The organism is Pseudomonas sp. KU43P, assembly GCF_033095865.1.
GTDB lineage: Bacteria > Pseudomonadota > Gammaproteobacteria > Pseudomonadales > Pseudomonadaceae > Aquipseudomonas.
Window position 1 is genome coordinate 4,747,428 of record NZ_AP019365.1, and the last position, 18,081, is coordinate 4,765,508.

Here is an 18,081-nt window from a genome sequence, read left to right on the forward strand (position 1 = left end):
GCACGCCACCACTGCGGTAGAGAAGTTAATGAACAAGCTGGCCGAGACGGTTCAAGCACAGTTGCTCGCTGCCATCGCCAATGATGACCTGGTTTTGCCGACCTTGCCGGAAGTAGCCCTGAGCATCCGCGAGGCCGCCGAGAACACGGAAATCAGCGTCGCTGCCCTGAGCAAGGTGATCGGCCGCGACGCTGCCCTCTCGGCGCGCCTGATCAAGGTGGTCAACAGCCCGCTGCTACGCGCAGCGGTCGAGGTCACCGACCTGCATACCGCGATCACTCGTCTGGGTATCAACTACAGCTGCAACCTGGCCATCGGCCTGGTGATCGAACAGATCTTCCATGCCCGGTCTTCGGCAGTCGAGCAGAAGCTTCGCGATATCTGGGCCAACAGCCTCGAAGTTGCAGGCATCAGCTACGAATTGTGCCGGCGCTACACCCAACTCAAACCTGACCAGGCCACCCTGGGCGGGCTGGTCCACCAGATTGGCGCGCTGCCGGTACTGATCTATGCCGAGGAGCATAACGAGCTGCTTTCCGACCCGGTCTGCCTGCACTATGTGATCGAGCAGATCCAGCCGGTGCTGGGGGACAAGATCCTCTCTTCCTGGGAATTTCCAGAGCAGCTGGTCAACCTGCCGAGCCAGGTGCAGGACCTGGATCGCAGCACCGACAAGGTCGATTACATCGACGTGGTTCAGATCGCCCGCTGCCTCAGCCAGCGCGGGCGCAGCCGGCCGCTGGCAGCCCTGCCGGCCTACCGGCACCTGGGGTTGCCGTATGGCACCGAGCTCGAGATCGGCGAGCTGCTCGAAGCCCGCAGCATGTTGCGCTGAACAGCGGTACCGGCCCTGTCGCCGGCATTGCCAACACATCAATCGGCAATAAAGCTCACCCGCACCTTCAACCCACCCTTCTCACCATCATGCAGGCTGATCTGCGCCAGGTGCGCCCGGCAGATCTCGCCGACAATGGCCAGCCCCAGGCCACTGCCCTGGGCACTGCGCCGGTAGAAGCGCTCGAACACCCGCTCGCGCTCGTCCTCGGGGATACCCGGCCCATCATCCTCCACCTCCAGCACAGCCGGCGCCAGCACCCGCAGGATCACATTGCCCCCCGACGGGGTATGCGCCAGGGCGTTATCCACCAGGTTGCTCAGCAACTCATTGAGCAAGGTCGGCTCCCCTTTGAGCCACACCGGCGCCTCGGCCTCCAACGCCAAAGCCACACCGCGGTTGTGGGCGAGCGGCGCCATGGCCATGCCCAGCTCACGCGCCAGCTGGCTCAAGTCGAGGCGCTGGGCCCCGCCTTCGGCAATCGCCCGGGCACCGTTCTCTACCCGCGCCAACGACAACAGCTGATTGGCCAGATGCGTCAGGCGATCGGTGCCCTGGGCTGCGGACTCCAGCGTCTGCCGCCATTCCTCGGGCTGCTGCGAACGCAAGCCCAGTTCGACCCGAGCCTTGAGCGCAGCCAACGGTGTACGTAACTCATGTGCAGCTTCGGCGATAAATTGCGCCTGGCGCTCGAACTGCCCGCGCAGACGTTCAGTAAAGTGGTTCAACGCTCGCACCAAGGGCCCCAACTCCCGTTGGACCTGCACCACCGGCAGCGCCCTCAGGTCGTCCGGCTGGCGCTCTTCCACCGCCGTTCGCAAGCGCTCCAGAGGCCGCAGCGCGGCACTCACCGCGAACCAGACCATCACCAGCGCACCGAGCGCCAGCATGCCCAGACGCAGCAGGGTGTCGGCCATCAGCCCACGCGCCATACGCACCCGCGCCTCTTCAGTCTCGGCCACGCGAATTTCCGCCATGCCATTCATGTTCGGCTCGCTCACCGCCTTGAGCAGGCTGACCACGCGCACATCCTGGCCCAGATAGGTGGCGTTGTAGAAACGCGCCAGTGCTGGGTAGTCGTCGGTGCGCGGAGTGCCGGGCGGCGGTGGTGGCAACTTCTCGTAGCCCGAAATCAGCTTCTGGTTGATGTCCAGTACCTGGTAGTAGATGCGTCCGGCGCTGTCGTAGGCGAAAGTGTCCAGCGCCACGTAGGGCACATCCGCACTGAGGGTGCCGTCGCGCTGTGACAGGCCGGCGGCGATGGTCCTGGCCGAGGCCAGCAAGGTGCGGTCGTAGGCGGTGTCGGCAGCTTCGCGGCCGTTCCAGTAGGCACTCAGCCCGCTGGCCAGCATCAGTACCACCAGCAGCAGCGCCAGGTTGCCCAGCAGCCGCCCACGCAGGCTACCGTTGTCACGCATCGCGATGCTCGAGCAGGTAACCGAGGCCACGGAAAGTCACGATGGCCACTGGGTGGCCATCAAGCTTCTTGCGCAGCCGATGAATGTAGATTTCGATGGCATCGGGGCTGGCTTCCTCATCCAGGCCGAACACCTGGGCGGCGAGCTGCTCCTTGCTCATGACCCGACCAGGCCGGGCGATCAGCGCTTCGAGCACGCTCTGCTCGCGGGAGGTCAGCGTCAGGTTGTCCTCTCCCAGGGTGAAGCGGCGGGTATCGAGGTCATACACCAACGGCCCGCAACGCTGCTGGCGCTCGCCACCGAGCACACTGCGCCGCAGCAGAGCCTTGACCCGCGCCTCCAGCTCGGTCAGCTCGAAGGGCTTGGCCAGGTAATCATCGGCACCAAGATTCAGACCGTGCACACGATCCTTCACGTCGCTGCGCGCGGTGAGCATCAGCACTGGCAGGGTCTTGCCACGGCTGCGCAGGCGCGCCAGCACCTCGAAGCCATCCATGCGCGGCAAACCCACGTCGAGCACGGCAACGGCATATTCCTCGCTGGCCAAGGCCAGGTCCGCGGCCACGCCATCGTGCAATACATCCACGGTCAGGCCATGGCTTTTAAGGGCCATGGCCACGCTTTCAGCCAGTTGCAGGTGGTCTTCGACCAGCAGCACACGCATCGGATTCTCCCTGCTCGGGTGGGGCGGTGGCGCGGAGTGTACCGCTGTCGCCCGGCCTGTGAAGCCCCTTGTGACAAACCTTTCGTGCTGAAAGGTTAGCGAAAGGTTGATTGCCTAGCATCGCACCACGGTCGCTCTACGCGCCGAAAAAAGCACCAGCAAGGTGCAACGAATAAGAACAATAAACGGAGCCATCCCGATGCTGTCATTGCAGCCGCAGGCAATCACACCTGCCCGTTCCCTGTCCGCACGCCCCACGGCCATCGCCAGTGCCCTTGCACTCGCCGGTGTCGCCCCGATGAGCCAGGCCGCCTTCTTCGAAGACAGCACGGCGACCTTCGAAACCCGCAACATGTACTTCAACCGCGACTTTCGCGACGGCACCAGCGCGCAGCAATCCAAGCGCGACGAGTGGGCCCAGGGCTTCATGCTCAATTTCGAGTCCGGCTACACCGAAGGCCCAGTCGGCTTCGGCCTGGATGCACTGGGCATGCTGGGGATCAAGCTGGATTCCAGCCCCGACCGCACCGACACCGGCCTGCTGCCGACCCATGACGACGGCAAGGCCGCCGACGAGTATTCAAAGCTCGGCCTGACCGGCAAGGTGAAAGTGTCCAAGACCGAACTAAAGATCGGCACCCTCATCCCTGAACTGCCGACCTTGCAGCCGAACGACGGGCGCATTCTGCCGCAAACCTTCGAAGGTGGCCTGCTCACCTCCCAGGAAATCAAGGGCCTGACCTTCACCGGCGGGCGCCTGGACAAGGCCAAGGACCGCAATGACACCAATTGGGAAGACCTGGCGCTCAACAACAAGAACGGGCGCTTCGGTGGCACCTTCACGGCCGACAACCTGGACCTGGCCGGCCTGGACTACAAGTTCACCGACCGCATCACCGGCAGCTACCACTTCGCCCAGCTCGACGACATCTACCGCCAGCACTTCATCGGCCTGCTCGCCACCCAGCCCTGGGGCCCGGGCACCTTCGGCGCCGACCTGCGCCTGGCACTGAGCGACGACGCCGGTTCGGCCAAGGCCGGGCGTATCGACAACACCACCTTCAACGGCATGCTCAGCTACAGCCTGGGCGGGCACAAGGTCAGCGCCGCCTGGCAGCAGTTGTCCGGCGACAGCGCCTTCCCCTACATCGACGGCGCCGACCCCTACCTGGTCAACTTCGTCCAGATCAACGACTTCGCCGGCGCCGACGAACGCTCCTGGCAGGCGCGCTACGACTACAACTTCGCCGCCCTGGGCATCCCCGGCCTGACCTTCATGACCCGCTACATCAACGGTGACAACGTCAGCCGCGCCGCCGGTGGCGAGGGCAAGGAGTGGGAGCGCAACACCGAGTTCAAGTACGTGGTACAAAGCGGCCCGTTGAAAGACGTCGCCGTGCGCCTGCGCAACGCCACCTTCCGCTCCAACTTCGCCCGCGATGCCGACGAAGTGCGGCTGCTGGTGAGCTACAGCGTGGCCCTCTGGTAAGCCAATAGCAGTACCCCATAACAACAATGCTCACGGAGATAGACGATGACCTTTTCACTGCGCCGCCTCGTTCTGGCTACCGGTTGCCTGCTGTTGGCTGGCAATGCCCTGGCCGCCGAACCTAAACGTCCCGAATGCATCGCCCCGGCCTCGCCCGGCGGCGGTTTCGACCTGACCTGCAAGCTGGTGCAGAGCGCCCTGGTGCAGGAGAAGATCCTCAGCAAACCGATGCGCGTGACCTACATGCCAGGTGGCGTCGGCGCGGTGGCCTACAACGCCGTGGTGGCCCAGCGCCCGGCCGATGCCGGCACCCTGGTGGCCTGGTCCAGCGGCTCGCTGCTGAACCTGGCCCAGGGCAAATTCGGCCGCTTCGATGAAAACGCGGTGAAGTGGGTGGCTGCAGTCGGCACCAGCTACGGTGCCATTGCGGTGAAAAGCGATTCGCCCTACAAGACCCTCGACGACCTGGTCGCGGCTTTGAAGAAAGACCCCAGCAAGGTAGTGATTGGCTCCGGCGGCACCGTCGGCAGCCAGGACTGGATGCAGACCGCGCTGATCGCCAAGGCCGCCGGCATCAACCCGCGCGACCTGCGCTACGTGGCCCTGGAAGGCGGCGGCGAAATCGCCACCGCACTGCTGGGTGGGCACATCCAGGTGGGCTCCACCGACATCTCCGACTCCATGCCGCATATCCAGAGCGGCAACATGCGCATCCTTGCGGTGTTCTCGGAAAACCGCCTGGACGAGCCGGAGATGAAGGACATCCCGACTGCCAAGGAACAGGGTTACGACATCGTCTGGCCGGTGGTGCGTGGTTTCTACCTTGGGCCGAAAGTGACCGACGAGGAATACGCCTGGTGGAAAGACTCGTTCGACAAGATGCTGGCTTCCGAAGACTTCGCGAAGCTGCGTGACCAGCGCGAGCTGTTCCCGTTCGCCATGACCGGTGCAGAGCTGGACGGGTATGTGAAGAAGCAGGTGGCTGACTACAAGGCGCTGGCCAAGGAATTTGGCCTGATTCAGTAAGCCTGGGTTGCCTGTACTGGCCTCATCGCCGGCAAGCCGGCTCCCACAGTGAGAGCACCGCTGTACCTGTGGGAGCCGGCTTGCCGGCGATGAGGCCAGCAGCCACAACATGCCCCAACGAGGATTCCCCCAATGATCCTGCAACGCCTCTTCGCCCTGGCTCTGCTGGCGGTGTGCGCCGCCCTGGCCGTGATGGCCTGGCCCTACCAGGCCGCGTTTTCCTATGAACCGGTGGGCCCGCGCGCCTACCCACTGCTGATGCTCGGCCTGATGGGCCTGGGCCTGCTGTACCTGGCCATCCGCCCGACACCGATCGTGCGCAAGGACGATGAGCCCGAACTGGACCGCGAAACCCTGACCAAGATCGGTATCTGCGTGGGCCTGCTGATCGTCTTCGCCAGCACCTTCGAGACCCTCGGGTTCATCCTCAGCGCCAGCCTGGTCGGCATCCCCATGGCCCGCCTGTACGGCGGCCGCTGGCTGCACAGCACCATCGTGGTGGTGGGCATGAGCCTGTTCCTCTACTGGCTGTTCGACCGCGTGATGGATGTGCCCCTGCCCCTTGGTTTGCTGAGCGTACTGGAGAACTGACACATGGATACCTTGAGCTACCTGGGCCAGGGCTTCGGCGTCGCCCTGAGCCCGTACAACCTGGTCACCGCCCTCGCGGGCACTCTGATCGGCACCGTGGTCGGCCTGCTGCCGGGCCTGGGCCCGATCAACGGCGTGGCCCTGCTGATCCCGATCGCCTTCGCCTTGGGCCTGCCACCGGAATCGGCGCTCATCCTGCTGGCCGCGGTGTACCTGGGCTGTGAATATGGCGGGCGGATCAGCTCGATCCTGCTGAACATCCCGGGCGAAGCCTCGACGGTGATGACCACCCTCGACGGCTACCCGATGGCGCGTAATGGCCTCGCCGGCGTAGCTTTGTCGCTGTCGGCCTGGAGTTCGTTCATCGGAGCCCTCATCGCCACCTGCGGCATGGTGCTGTTCGCCCCGTTGCTGGCGAAATGGGCCATTGCCTTCGGCCCGGCGGAATACTTCGTGCTGATGGTGTTCGCCATCGTCGCCCTCGGCGGCATGGCCGGCGACAAGCCGCTGAAGACCTTCATCGCCGCGCTGATCGGCCTGTTCCTGTCGGCGGTCGGTATCGATGCCAACAGCGGCGTATACCGCTTCACCGGTGACAGCGTGCACCTGGCCGATGGTATCCAGTTCGTGGTGCTGGTGCTGGGCCTGTTCTCCATCAGCGAAATCCTTCTGCTGCTGGAAAAGACCCACCATGGCCACCAGGCGGTCAAGGCCACCGGGCGCATGCTGTTCAACTTCAAGGAAGCCGCCTCGGTGTTCCTGGTCAACCTGCGCTGCGGCCTGCTCGGCTTCATCATGGGCGTGCTGCCAGGTGCCGGCGCTACCCTGGCCAGCGCCGTGGCCTACATGACCGAGAAGCGTATCGCGGGCGAGAGCGGCAAGTTCGGCAAGGGCGACGCCCGCGGCCTGGCCGCCCCGGAAACCGCCATCGGCGCCTCCTGCTGCGGCGCCCTGGTACCGATGCTGACCCTGGGCGTACCAGGCTCGGGCACCACTGCGGTGATGATCGGCGCACTGACCCTGTACAACATCACCCCCGGCCCGCTGCTGTTCGAACAGCAGCCGGACATCGTCTGGGGCCTGATCGCCTCGCTGTTCATCGCCAACATCATGCTGGTGATCCTGAACATCCCGATGATTCGCATCTTCACCCGCATCCTCGCCGTACCGAACTGGGCGCTGGTGCCGGTGATCGCGATCATCACCGCGATCGGCGTGTACGCCGTGCATGCCACCACCTTCGACCTGTTCCTGATGGTCGGCATCGGCATCATGGGCTACATCCTGCGCAAGCTGGACTTCCCGCTGTCGCCGATCCTGCTCGGTTTCATCCTCGGCGGGTTGATGGAGCAGAACCTGCGCCGCGCGCTGTCGATCTCCAACGGCGAACTGGGCATTCTCTGGTCCAGCCCGATCAGCATGGGCGTGTGGGTACTGGTCGTGTTCATGCTGGGCCTGCCACTGCTGCGTATCTGGCGTAAACGCAGCCAGCAGCGCCGGGCGCTGGCCGATGCCTGATCGGTCTTTGCCGCTGTTCGTTGCAACCGGGCTGGTCGGCCTTGCGGGCGGGTATCTCGCCAGCAAGGTCGGCTGGCCTTTGCCGTGGATGGTCGGCTCGCTGCTGGCGATCATCCTGGTGCGCTGCCTGACACCCTGGCAGCTGTCGGAAATCCCCCATGGCCGCAAATGCGGCCAATGCATCATCGGCCTGGGGATCGGCCTGCACTTCACTCCGGCAGTGATCGAGCAGGTGGCCAGCCACTTCGTGCTGATCTTCTTTGCGGCACTGTTCACCACCGTGTCCAGCGTGGTCGGCGTGTGGCTGCTTCGCTGCACCGGTGAAGACCGGGCAACGGCGTTTTTCGCCAGTATGCCTGGCGGTTCGGGGGAAATGGTCAACCTGGGGGCACGCAACGGTGCGGTGCTCAGCCAGGTGGCGGCGGCGCAGAGCTTGCGTGTGCTGGCGGTGGTGCTGTGCGTGCCGGCGCTGTTCAAATTCCTGATCGGTGACGGCGTATCGCTGAATCACACCGGTACCGTCAACTGGGCCTGGCTCGGCTTGATCGTGCCACTGGGCGTGGCGATCGGTTTCATCTGGCAACGCTTGAAACAGCCTAACCCCTGGCTGTTCGGGCCCTTGCTGGTGGCGGCTGCGGTGAGCCTGGCGGGCAACCTGCAGATTGCCCTGCCCAACGGCGCCAGCCAGATCGGCCAATGGCTGATCGGCAGTGGCCTGGCCTGCCATTTCAACCGCGCGTTCTTCCGCCGGGCGCCGTCGTTCCTGGGGCGTACGCTGGTGGCCACGGCACTGTGCATGCTGATTGCCGGCGGCGCGGCTTGGGGGTTGAGCGTGATGACAGGGCTGGATCTGCGTTCGCTGACCTTGGGCATGATGCCCGGGGGCATCGCCGAGATGAGCCTGACGGCGGAGACCTTGCAGTTTTCCGTGCCGTTGGTAACGGCGCTGCAGGTGATGAGGCTGTTGTTCGTGCTGTTTCTGGCGGAGCCGCTGTTCAGGGTATGGAATGCTGATCGGCAGTGATCGTGGCGCCTTCATCGCCGGCAAGCCGGCTCCCACACCAGACTTGTGGGAGCCATCGGGCCACCGCTAGAGCGGCGGCAATGCCCAATTGATCGGCGCCAGCCCACGCTGTTCGAGGAAGCCATTGGCCCGGCTGAAATGTCCGCAGCCAAGGAATCCTCGATAGGCCGACAACGGCGACGGGTGCACCGACTTCAGCACCAGGTGCTTGGTGCCATCGATCAGCTTCTGCTTGCTCTGGGCATGCGCGCCCCACAGCAGGAACACCACGTTCGGGCACTGCTCGCTGACCACCTGGATAATCCGGTCGGTGAAGAACTCCCAGCCTTTCTTGGCATGCGAAGCGGCATTGGCTCGCTCGACGGTCATGGTCGTGTTGAGCAACAGCACGCCCTGCTCGGCCCAGCTCTGCAGGTAACCATGGCCGGCGATGGGGATGTTCAGGTCGCGTTGCAGCTCCTTGTAGATGTTCACCAGCGAGGGTGGCGTCGGCACCCCTGGCTGCACCGAGAAGCACAGGCCGTGGGCCTGGCCGGGGCCGTGATAGGGATCCTGGCCGAGGATCACCACTTTCACCTGCTCCAGCGGTGTGGAGTTGAGCGCATTGAAAATCATCGGCCCCGGTGGGTAGATCTCTTTGCCCGCCGCGTATTCCTGGCGCAGGAACTCCCGTAGCTGGTGCATGTAAGGCTGGTCGAACTCGGCGCGCAATGCAGCCTTCCAACCGGGTTCGAGTTTGATGCGATCGTCGTCAGTCATGGGGCCATCCGTAAACAATGGCGCGACACTAGGTAAGGCATTCGCCCTTGTCAATCGATCCGACCGACGACCGGCATGATCAGCCATGCAGGCCATACTAGGGTGATGACCTGTGCGAGGTAGTCCATGTCCATTCAGTGCGAGGTACTCACCGGCGTCGATGGCGCCCGCATCGGCGTTGCCACCCTGGATGCGCCCAAGGCGCTCAACGCCCTCAACCTGCCGATGATCGAAGTGCTCGGCGAACAACTGCATGAGTGGGCCCGCGACCCCGGTGTGGTCTGCGTGCTGCTGCGTGGCAACGGCGCCAAGGCATTCTGTGCCGGAGGCGACGTGCGGGCGCTGGCCCAGGCCTGCCGTGATCACCCCGGCAGCGTGCCACCGCTGGCCGCCACCTTCTTTGCCGCCGAGTATCGCCTCGACTACCTGTTGCACACCTACCCCAAGCCGCTGCTGTGCTGGGGCCACGGCCATGTGCTGGGTGGCGGCATGGGGCTGCTGCAGGGCGCCAACATCCGCATCGTCACGCCCAGCAGCCGGCTGGCGATGCCGGAGATCAGTATCGGCCTCTACCCCGACGTGGGTGCAAGTTGGTTCCTCGCCCGCCTGCCTGGCAAGCTGGGGCTGTTCCTGGGGCTGACAGGCGCACCGCTCAATGCCCGCGATGCGCTCGACCTGGGCTTGGCGGATCGTTTTTTTGGCGAGCACCAGCAGGAGGAACTGATCGATGAATTGCTGCAACTGAACTGGCAGGAGCAGACCGAGCTGCAGCTCAACAGCCTGCTCAAGGCCGAGCAGCATCGCGCCAGCGAGGAGCTGCCCGAAGCACAATGGCTACCCCGCCGCCAGGTGATCGATGAACTGCTGGATGTCGCCGACCCCGCCGGTGCGTGGCATGCGCTGCAAGGCCTGAAGCACCACAGCGACCCACTGCTGGCCGAAGCAGGTAGACGCCTGCACGAAGGCTGCCCGCTGACCGCGCACCTGGTGTGGGAGCAGATTCGACGCGCCCGCCACATGTCATTGGTGCAGGTGTTCCAGATGGAATACGGGATGAGCCTCAACTGCTGCCGTCATCCCGAATTCAGCGAAGGCGTGCGCGCCCGCTTGCTGGACAAGGACAACCAGCCCCGCTGGCACTGGCCGGATGTGGCGCAAGTGCCGGCAGCGGTGGTGGAGGCGCATTTCGTGAAGGTGTGGGAAGGTCGCCATCCATTGGCAGATCTGGCCTGAGGGGCCGCACAGCGGCCCCACTCAACATCAACGCTGCCAGTTGCGATCACCACCCCTGCCGCCATTTGGCTGGGAATCACGATTACCCCGACCATTGGAATGCCAGCGGTCATTCTGATAACGCTGGCTACCATTGCGGTAATCGTTGCGGTCACGATCCCGCCCATAGTCATAACGTTGGCGGTTGCCATAGTCATATCGCGGGTTGCCATGCCACTGGTTCACGCCCGGCTGCGGGTGCGATCGATATTGAGGCACAGGCGCCGGATGGTAGTAACGCGGCGCTGGCGGGTAATAGCGCGGCGCTGGCTGGTAGTAATAACGTGGCTGCGGCGTTACATAATAACTGTCATAGCGGTAATACCCCGGCGACACATAGCGGTCGGTGGTGTAGTAATCCGAACGGTAATAGCTGCCTCCCTCGTAGTAGGGCACACAGGCGCAAGTCATCAAACCGAGCAAAGCGATCAACAACATTCGATAGGACATGGCGGCCTCCTGGACCGCAGGGGTGCCCGAACAGCGGCGCTGACGAGCGTCGACTGAAAAGCGTTCATCGACATTGAATAAGACCGTTGCGCCAAGGTGCAGTGCCATTTCTGCAACAATTAGTAACAGGTCGGATAACCCTTAAAAACCTGCAGTCTTTTTTTGGCCATATCACTAGAATGAGCGCCTCGGCACACATCACGGGACGATCATGCCTTCACGCTCTGCCCTGTTCTCACAGCGCTCGCTGATTCTCGCCCTGCTGATGCTGCTGGCCTGTGGCTTCCTCGCCACTTCGCTGCTCAGCTACTTCGCTTCGCGCAGCGCGATCCGCGACGGCATCATCAATACCGAACTGCCGCTGACCTCCGACACGGTGTATTCGGAAATCCAGAAGGACCTGATCCGCCCGGTGCTGATCGCCTCGATGATGGCCCAGGACACCTTCCTGCGCGATTGGGTGCTGGCCGGCGAACAGGACACCCGGCGCATCACACGCTATCTGGGTGAGGTCATGGGCAAGCAGGCCACCTTCACCTCGTTTTTCGTCTCCGACCACACCCTCACCTACTACCAGGCCAAAGGCGTGCTCAAGCAGGTGGAGCCCGGCAGTTGGCGCGATGCCTGGTATTTCCGTTTGCGCGAGCTCAAGGCACCCTATGAAATCAACGTTGACCTCGACATGGCCAATCAAGACAGCCTGACCGTGTTCATCAACTACCGGGTGCTGGATTACCAGCACCGCTTCATCGGCGCCGCCGGGGTTGGCCTGAGCGTGGATGCGGTGGTCAAGCTGATCGACAACTACCAGCGACGCTACCAGCGCTCGGTATTTTTCACTGATGCCGACGGCAAGGTCCTGCTCACCGGTTCCGATGGCGGGCCGCACGGCATGCGAGTGGGGCAGAACCTGCAGGGCAACGTCGAACTGGCCGATGTGCTGGAGCAGCACCCAGTGCCAGGCGAAGGCAGCCACGAATACCGTGACAGCGCCGGGCACAGCCACTTCCTCAATGTGCGCCAATTGCCCGAACTGGGCTGGTACCTGATGGTGGACAAACGCGAATCCGGCAGCCTCGATCGCATTCGCCATACGCTTTACCTGAACCTGGCGATCTGCACGATGATCACCCTGGTGGTGTTATCCCTGCTGCATGCCATGCTCAGGCGCCACCAGGCCAGCACCGAGGCCCTGGCAACGCTCGACAGCCTCACCGGGCTGCCCAACCGGCGCAGCTTCGACCTGCTGGCGGCGCAGGCACTGCAACAGGCCCAGCGCGAATGCTCGCCACTGGTGGCGCTGTTGATCGACCTGGACCATTTCAAAGCACTCAACGATACCCACGGCCACCTGGCAGGCGACGAAGTGCTGCGCCAATTCGCCACTGTGCTGCAGGGCAGCCTGCGCCAGTCGGATATACTGTGCCGCTGGGGTGGCGAGGAGTTCATCGTGCTGTTGCGCGAAACCCAAGGTCGGCAAGCTATCGACGTTGCGCAGAAGATCCGCCGACGCACCGAGCAACTGACGTTCAGCTACGACGAAAAGCCGCTACGCCTGACCACCAGTATCGGCCTCAGCAGCCTGCAGCCGGGCGACAGCCTGCATGCCCTGCTCAGCCGTGCCGACCACGCGCTTTATCGTGCCAAACAGGCCGGCCGCAACCGCGTCTGCAGCGAAACACCCGGAACCGACCATGAATGATCCCCAGCACTGTCCCGCCTGTGGCGCCCTCAACCAGTGCGCCCTGGCCGACCCTCGCAGCGCTACGCAAGCCTGCTGGTGCTATGCCGTGACCATCGACCCTGCCGTGCTCCAGGCCCTGCCTGCCGAACTGCGCGACAAGGCCTGCCTGTGCCCGCGCTGCGCGCAGGTGCTGGACCAACTGGCAGAAGAAGGCGAGCGTGCGACGAAGCCAGCCCCGATCAGTTCGGAAAACCGCTAGACTGCGCGCCCAAGATCCGCACCTGCCTTGCCACCATGCGCCTCGACCGTTTCCTCGCCAACCTGCCCTGCTACAACCGCCAGCAAGTGCGCCTGCTGCTGGTGCAGCGCCGCGTGCGGGTCGATGCCGAGGTGGTCACTGACCCGCAGGCCGAAGTACGCGAGTTCAGCCGTATCGAAGTGGATGATCAGGTGCTCCAGGCGGGCCGCGCGGCGCGCTACCTGATGCTGCACAAACCCGCAGGGTGCGTGAGTGCCACCCAGGACCCGCAACACCCCACCGTGCTCGACCTGTTGCCCGACGAGCTGCGCGTCGGCCTGCACATCGCCGGGCGCCTGGACTACAACACTACCGGCCTGTTGATCCTGACCAACGACGGCCAATGGTCGCGGCGCCTGACCCAGCCGACGACCAAGCTGCCCAAGCACTATCTGGTCGAGACCGAAGACGAAATCGGCGCGCACTACGTCGATAAGTTTCGCCAGGGTTTCTACTTCGCCTTCGAAGGCCTCACCACCCTGCCCGCCCAGCTCAATATCCTCGGGCCACGCCAGGCGCGGCTGGCGATCGTCGAGGGGCGTTATCACCAGGTCAAGCGCATGTTCGGTCACTTCGACAACAAGGTGGTGGGCTTGCACCGGGAAAGCATGGGGGCGATCCAGCTGGATCCGGGGTTGGCGCCGGGGGCGTTCAGGGCGTTGACGCGTGATGAGATAGCCACCGTCTAGGGCCGGAGCAGTCAGCGCAAAGTCGTCATACGACCGCCCAGCAGCAAAAGTCACATTTTTCCGCCAGCGGCACTTGCGAGAACCCCAACCCGCTGCTTGAATCCTAACTCGTCAGTCTGCACGTGACTCATTAGTCACACCCGCAGTCGAAGACACCTTTTTGCCGGTTACCCGAGGCCTTGATGCCTGGGGGCACGGTGAATTGCCCGCCTAAAACAATACCGTCGACACGTGTACGAAGGATCGACACAGGGCCCCGGTTTTTTCTTCAGGCAAATGCCTACCTGTCATATAGAACGTGCACCCTAGGTGACGCGAATGCCCTTTTTGCGCCAGGAGTCGATGACATGAGGCCAGAAATCGCTGTACTTGATATCCAAGGTCAGTATCGGGTTTACACGGAGTTCCATCGCGCGGATGCAGCCGAGAAAACGATCATCCTGATCAACGGTTCGCTGGCCACCACGGCCTCGTTCGCCCAGACGGTGCGCAACCTGCACCCGCAATTCAACGTCGTGCTGTACGACCAGCCCTACTCGGGCAAGTCCAAGCCGCACAACCGGCAGGAACGCATGATCAGCAAGGAGACCGAGGCCCACATCCTCCTCGAACTGATCGACCACTTCCAGGCCGATCACGTGATGTCGTTCTCCTGGGGCGGTGCCTGCACGCTGCTGGCGCTGGCGCACCAGCCGCGGCGGGTGAAGAAAGCGGTGGTCAGCTCGTTCTCGCCGGTGATCAACGAACCGATGCGCGACTATCTCGACCGCGGCTGCCAGTATCTCGCCGCCTGTGATCGCTACCAGGTCGGCAACCTGGTCAACGACACCATCGGCAAGCACCTGCCCTCGCTGTTCAAGCGTTTCAACTATCGCCACGTGAGCGGCCTGGATAATCACGAGTATGCGCAGATGCACTACCACATCAATCAGGTGCTGGAACATGACCTGGAGCGAGCGCTCAGAGGTGCACGCAATATCGACATCCCGGTACTGTTCATCAACGGTGACCGTGACGAGTACACCACCGCTGAAGATGCCCGCCAGTTTGGCCGGCATGTGGACAAGAGCCACTTCACGGTGATTCGTGATGCTGGCCACTTCCTCGACATGGAGAACAAGACGGCCTGCGAGGATACCCGCAGCGCCCTGCTCGGTTTCCTCAAACCGACCCTGCGCGAACCCCGCGCGCGTACCGCCTATGCCTCTGAAGGGCAGCATGCATGGGCCATCTGAATGCATCGGCGTCCTGTAGCCACACCCGCAGGCTATGGGCGCCGACAGCTTTTTTATAACTCGGGCTTCTAATTCGATGAGGGTTCTGGTAAAAAGTCGAGCGCAGACGCGGGTATAGTTTAATGGTAGAACAGTAGCTTCCCAAGCTTCCGACGAGGGTTCGATTCCCTCTACCCGCTCCACACCGCATTCCCCGCATGGCGTTTCAGCAACGTCATCGCTGTCAAAAGGAGCCTTGGCTCCTTTTTTCGTTTCTGCCTTTCCTGCACTTGCCAGCAACCCGGCTTGTGGCGCATATGCTCTATGCATCCGCGAAACATCTCGAAAGGACTACGCATGTTTCTGTCTCGCTGGCTTCCGGGCCTCGCCAACCTGCTGCACTACCGCCGCGAGTGGTTCCATGCCGACCTGCAGGCCGGCTTGTCGGTCGCTGCCATCCAGATCCCCATCGCCATCGCCTACGCACAGATCGTCGGCCTGCCGCCCCAGTACGGCCTGTATGCCTGCGTACTGCCGATGATGATCTATGCCCTGGTGGGCAGCTCACGGCAACTGATGGTCGGCCCGGATGCCGCGACTTGCGCGATGATCGCCGGTGCCGTGGCACCGCTGGCCCTGGGCGACCCCCAGCGAACCGCCGAACTGGCGGTGATCGTCACCGTGCTGGTGGGGGTGATGCTGATTGCCGCCGGGTTGGCCCGTGCCGGCTTCATTGCCAGCTTCTTCTCACGGCCGATCCTGATCGGCTACCTCAACGGTATCGGCCTGAGCCTGATCGCCGGGCAGATGTCCAAGGTGGTGGGGTTCAAGATCGAGGGTGACGGTTTCATCCTCAGCCTGATCAACTTCGTGCAGCGCCTGGTTGAAATTCACTGGCTGACCTTGGCCATCGGCGTGGCCGGGCTGGCCCTGCTGATCTGGCTGCCACGCCGCTACCCGCGACTGCCGGCGGCGTTGGTCACCGTCGCCGTCTTCACCGCGCTTGTGGGCCTGCTGGGCCTGGACCGCCTGGGTGTTGCCATCCTCGGCCCGGTGCCGGCCGGTATCCCGCAACTGGCCTGGCCACAGAGCAATCTGGCAGAAACCAAGAGCCTGTTGCGTGACGCCCTGGGTATCGCCACCGTCAGTTTCTGCAGCGCCATGCTCACGGCTCGCAGCTTCGCCGCCCGGCACGGTTATGCAATCAATGCCAACCATGAATTCGTCGCCCTCGGCGTGAGCAACCTGGCGGCGGGCATTTCCCAGGGGTTTGCCATCAGCGGCGCCGACTCGCGCACGGCGGTCAACGACATGGTCGGCGGCAAGAGCCAGCTTGTGGGCATCATCGCCGCGCTGGTGATCGCCCTGATCCTGCTGTTCTTTACCGCACCCATGGCGTGGATCCCGCAGGCCGCGTTGGGAGCAGTACTGCTGATGGCCGGCTGGGGGCTGATCGATATCAAGTCACTGGGGCGCATCCGGCGCCTGAGTCGCTTCGAGTTCTGGCTGTGCCTGCTGACCACGGTTGGGGTACTCGGGCTGGGCGTGCTGCCGGGCATCATGGTGGCCGTGACCCTGGCGATCCTGCGCTTGCTCTACAGCATCTACCAACCCACCGACGCCGTGCTGGGCTGGCTGCCGGGCACCGAGGGCCAGGTAGACATCCGCAAGCACAAGGAAGCTCGCACCGTCCCAGGCCTGGTGGTGTATCGCTTCGACGACGCCATCCTGTTCTTCAACGCCGACTACTTCAAGATGCGCCTGCTCGAAGCCGTGCAAAGCCAGGCAGCCCCCAAGGCGGTGCTGTTCGATGCCGAGGCGGTGAGCAACATCGACGTCAGCGGCATCGCCGCGTTGCGCGAGGTACGCGACACCCTGGCGGCGCAAGGCGTGTACTTCGCCATCGCGCGCGCCCGCGGCACCTTCCTGCGCATGCTGGTGCGCTCCGGGATGGCACGGGAAATGGAGGAGAAACTGCTGTTCGGTTCGGTGCGGGCGGGGATCCGGGCGTATCGGGTGTGGCGTAACAGGAGTCGTAAAGGACCTGAAGCGGAGTAAGGGCGACGGCAGCCGCGCGCAACTCGCTGACATGCTAAAGTCGCCCCCGTTTCCCGCCCCACCGAATGGACCGCACATGCCTGCACTCGACGCCTACCTCGACACCTGGCCGGCTCTCGCCCAGCGCCATCCCTGCGACGCCTTGCTACTAGGCAATGGCGCCAGCCGTGCATTGTGGAAACCCTTCGGCTACTTCTCGCTGTACGAAGAGGCACAGCGGGCCGGACGCAAGAAAGGCCTGGCGATCAGCGACCAGGCCTTGTTCAAGTCACTGGGCACGGAGCTGTTCGAGCCGGTTCTGAGCACGCTCAACCATACCGTGCGCGCCAACGCGGCGCTGGCGATCAACTCCACCGCGCCATTGAACCGCTACTACTCGATCAAGGAAGGCTTGATCCACGCCATACGCACTGTGCATCTGCCCTGGTCGCTGATGCCCGCTGCTACGCTGGCGTCGATCAACCAGGCCCTGCGTGGTTACCGCAGCATCTACACCAGCAACTATGACCTGATCCTGCCCTGGGCCATGCAGCACGCTGCGCAAGGTTTCGCGCACCTGTTCGACGAGCAGGGTTTCTTCGACGTACGCCGCACCCGTACCGAGGGTACCCGGGTGATGCACCTGCACGGCGGACTGCACCTGCTCAAGCTGCCTGATGGCAGCACCCGCCAACGCAGCGCCGACAGCGCCGAGCTGCTCGACGGGTTTGCCGTGAACATTCCGGGTGAAGTGCCTTTGTTCGTCAATGAAGACCGCAGCGAAGAAAAGCTGCGGGCGATCCGCAGTTCGGACTACCTGGGGTGGTGCCTGGGGCAATTGGCGCAGGAAAGCCAGGGTCTATGTCTGTTCGGGCAGCATCTGGACAAGAGTGATCAGCACCTGCTCGAGGCCATTCGCCAGGCACGGCCGGCGCATCTGTCGATTGCCATCCGGCCGTTGGGCGAAGCTTCGGTGCTCAATCAGAAACGGCATTTTGTTGAGCGATTTGCTGATCTGAAGGCGACGGAGCTGCATTTCTTCGATGCAAGCTCCCATCCACTTGGGCAAGCAGAGCTGGCCGTCGAGGTGCCTCAGCGCCGTCGCTGAGGCAC

The 18,081-nt window shown here is 63.5% G+C and carries 17 protein-coding genes and 1 tRNA gene; 14 read left to right on the top strand and 4 right to left on the bottom strand.

Annotation, left to right across the window (positions count from 1 at the left end; genetic code table 11):
* The first annotated feature begins 28 nt into the window (after nt 1-28).
* Nucleotides 29-835 carry an HDOD domain-containing protein gene (locus KU43P_RS21700; RefSeq protein WP_317659514.1) on the top strand — a complete coding sequence of 269 codons (807 nt, stop codon included), beginning with the start codon at nt 29-31 and terminating at the stop codon, nt 833-835.
* A 38-nt stretch (nt 836-873) separates the two neighbouring features.
* On the opposite strand, the gene KU43P_RS21705 is transcribed toward KU43P_RS21700, so the two are convergent.
* Together KU43P_RS21705 and KU43P_RS21710 are read right to left on the bottom strand one after the other, a co-directional pair.
* Entirely contained in the window at nt 874-2,253 is a 1,380-nt protein-coding gene (locus tag KU43P_RS21705; RefSeq protein ID WP_317659516.1) for a sensor histidine kinase, read from the bottom strand.
* Complete coding sequence (locus KU43P_RS21710) at nt 2,246-2,917, bottom strand: response regulator (protein WP_317659518.1); 672 nt, start codon at nt 2,915-2,917, stop codon at nt 2,246-2,248. The genes KU43P_RS21705 and KU43P_RS21710 overlap by 8 nt, the downstream gene beginning before the upstream one ends.
* A gap of 199 nt (nt 2,918-3,116) precedes the next feature.
* Here KU43P_RS21710 and KU43P_RS21715 point away from each other — a divergent pair, with 199 nt between their 5' ends.
* The 5 genes from KU43P_RS21715 (at nt 3,117) to KU43P_RS21735 (ending at nt 8,565) form a co-directional block, all read left to right on the top strand.
* Nucleotides 3,117-4,406 (top strand): OprD family porin, encoded by a 1,290-nt coding sequence (locus tag KU43P_RS21715; protein WP_317659520.1) that lies wholly within the window; start codon nt 3,117-3,119, stop codon nt 4,404-4,406.
* Nucleotides 4,407-4,451: 45 nt separating this feature from the next.
* Nucleotides 4,452-5,432 (top strand): Bug family tripartite tricarboxylate transporter substrate binding protein, encoded by a 981-nt coding sequence (locus tag KU43P_RS21720; protein WP_317659522.1) that lies wholly within the window; start codon nt 4,452-4,454, stop codon nt 5,430-5,432.
* A gap of 132 nt (nt 5,433-5,564) precedes the next feature.
* Entirely contained in the window at nt 5,565-6,023 is a 459-nt protein-coding gene (locus tag KU43P_RS21725) for a tripartite tricarboxylate transporter TctB family protein (protein WP_317659524.1), read from the top strand.
* A gap of 3 nt (nt 6,024-6,026) precedes the next feature.
* Complete coding sequence (locus tag KU43P_RS21730) at nt 6,027-7,541, top strand: tripartite tricarboxylate transporter permease (protein ID WP_317659526.1); 1,515 nt, start codon at nt 6,027-6,029, stop codon at nt 7,539-7,541.
* Entirely contained in the window at nt 7,534-8,565 is a 1,032-nt protein-coding gene (locus KU43P_RS21735; protein WP_317659528.1) for an AbrB family transcriptional regulator, read from the top strand. The genes KU43P_RS21730 and KU43P_RS21735 overlap by 8 nt, the downstream gene beginning before the upstream one ends.
* Nucleotides 8,566-8,631: 66 nt before the next feature.
* On the opposite strand, the gene ung is transcribed toward KU43P_RS21735, so the two are convergent.
* Nucleotides 8,632-9,324 carry a uracil-DNA glycosylase gene (ung, locus tag KU43P_RS21740; protein ID WP_317659530.1) on the bottom strand — a complete coding sequence of 231 codons (693 nt, stop codon included), beginning with the start codon at nt 9,322-9,324 and terminating at the stop codon, nt 8,632-8,634.
* A gap of 126 nt (nt 9,325-9,450) precedes the next feature.
* On the opposite strand from ung, the gene KU43P_RS21745 reads away from it, so the two are divergent.
* A complete protein-coding gene (locus KU43P_RS21745) occupies nt 9,451-10,557 on the top strand; it encodes an enoyl-CoA hydratase/isomerase family protein (protein WP_317659532.1) in 1,107 nt (368 codons plus the stop codon).
* Between the two features lie 27 nt (nt 10,558-10,584).
* Here the strand turns inward: KU43P_RS21745 and KU43P_RS21750 are convergent, their stop codons facing one another.
* A complete protein-coding gene (locus KU43P_RS21750; protein ID WP_317659534.1) occupies nt 10,585-11,046 on the bottom strand; it encodes a hypothetical protein in 462 nt (153 codons plus the stop codon).
* A gap of 211 nt (nt 11,047-11,257) precedes the next feature.
* Between KU43P_RS21750 and KU43P_RS21755 the strand changes: the two genes are divergently transcribed.
* From KU43P_RS21755 to KU43P_RS21785, 7 genes are all read left to right on the top strand, one after another.
* Nucleotides 11,258-12,748 carry a sensor domain-containing diguanylate cyclase gene (locus KU43P_RS21755; protein ID WP_317659536.1) on the top strand — a complete coding sequence of 497 codons (1,491 nt, stop codon included), beginning with the start codon at nt 11,258-11,260 and terminating at the stop codon, nt 12,746-12,748.
* A complete protein-coding gene (locus KU43P_RS21760; RefSeq protein ID WP_317659537.1) occupies nt 12,741-12,989 on the top strand; it encodes a cysteine-rich CWC family protein in 249 nt (82 codons plus the stop codon). Before KU43P_RS21755 ends, KU43P_RS21760 begins: the two co-directional genes overlap by 8 nt.
* A gap of 35 nt (nt 12,990-13,024) precedes the next feature.
* A complete protein-coding gene (locus tag KU43P_RS21765; protein WP_317659539.1) occupies nt 13,025-13,717 on the top strand; it encodes a pseudouridine synthase in 693 nt (230 codons plus the stop codon).
* Nucleotides 13,718-14,064: 347 nt separating this feature from the next.
* Entirely contained in the window at nt 14,065-14,952 is an 888-nt protein-coding gene (locus KU43P_RS21770; protein ID WP_317659540.1) for an alpha/beta fold hydrolase, read from the top strand.
* 108 nt (nt 14,953-15,060) lie between these two features.
* Nucleotides 15,061-15,134: transfer RNA gene (locus tag KU43P_RS21775), tRNA-Gly, on the top strand.
* 154 nt (nt 15,135-15,288) lie between these two features.
* Nucleotides 15,289-16,989 (top strand): SulP family inorganic anion transporter, encoded by a 1,701-nt coding sequence (locus tag KU43P_RS21780; protein WP_317659541.1) that lies wholly within the window; start codon nt 15,289-15,291, stop codon nt 16,987-16,989.
* A gap of 76 nt (nt 16,990-17,065) precedes the next feature.
* On the top strand, nt 17,066-18,076 hold the full coding sequence (locus KU43P_RS21785; protein WP_317659542.1) for a DUF4917 family protein: 1,011 nt from the start codon (nt 17,066-17,068) through the stop codon (nt 18,074-18,076).
* Nucleotides 18,077-18,081: the final 5 nt, after the last annotated feature.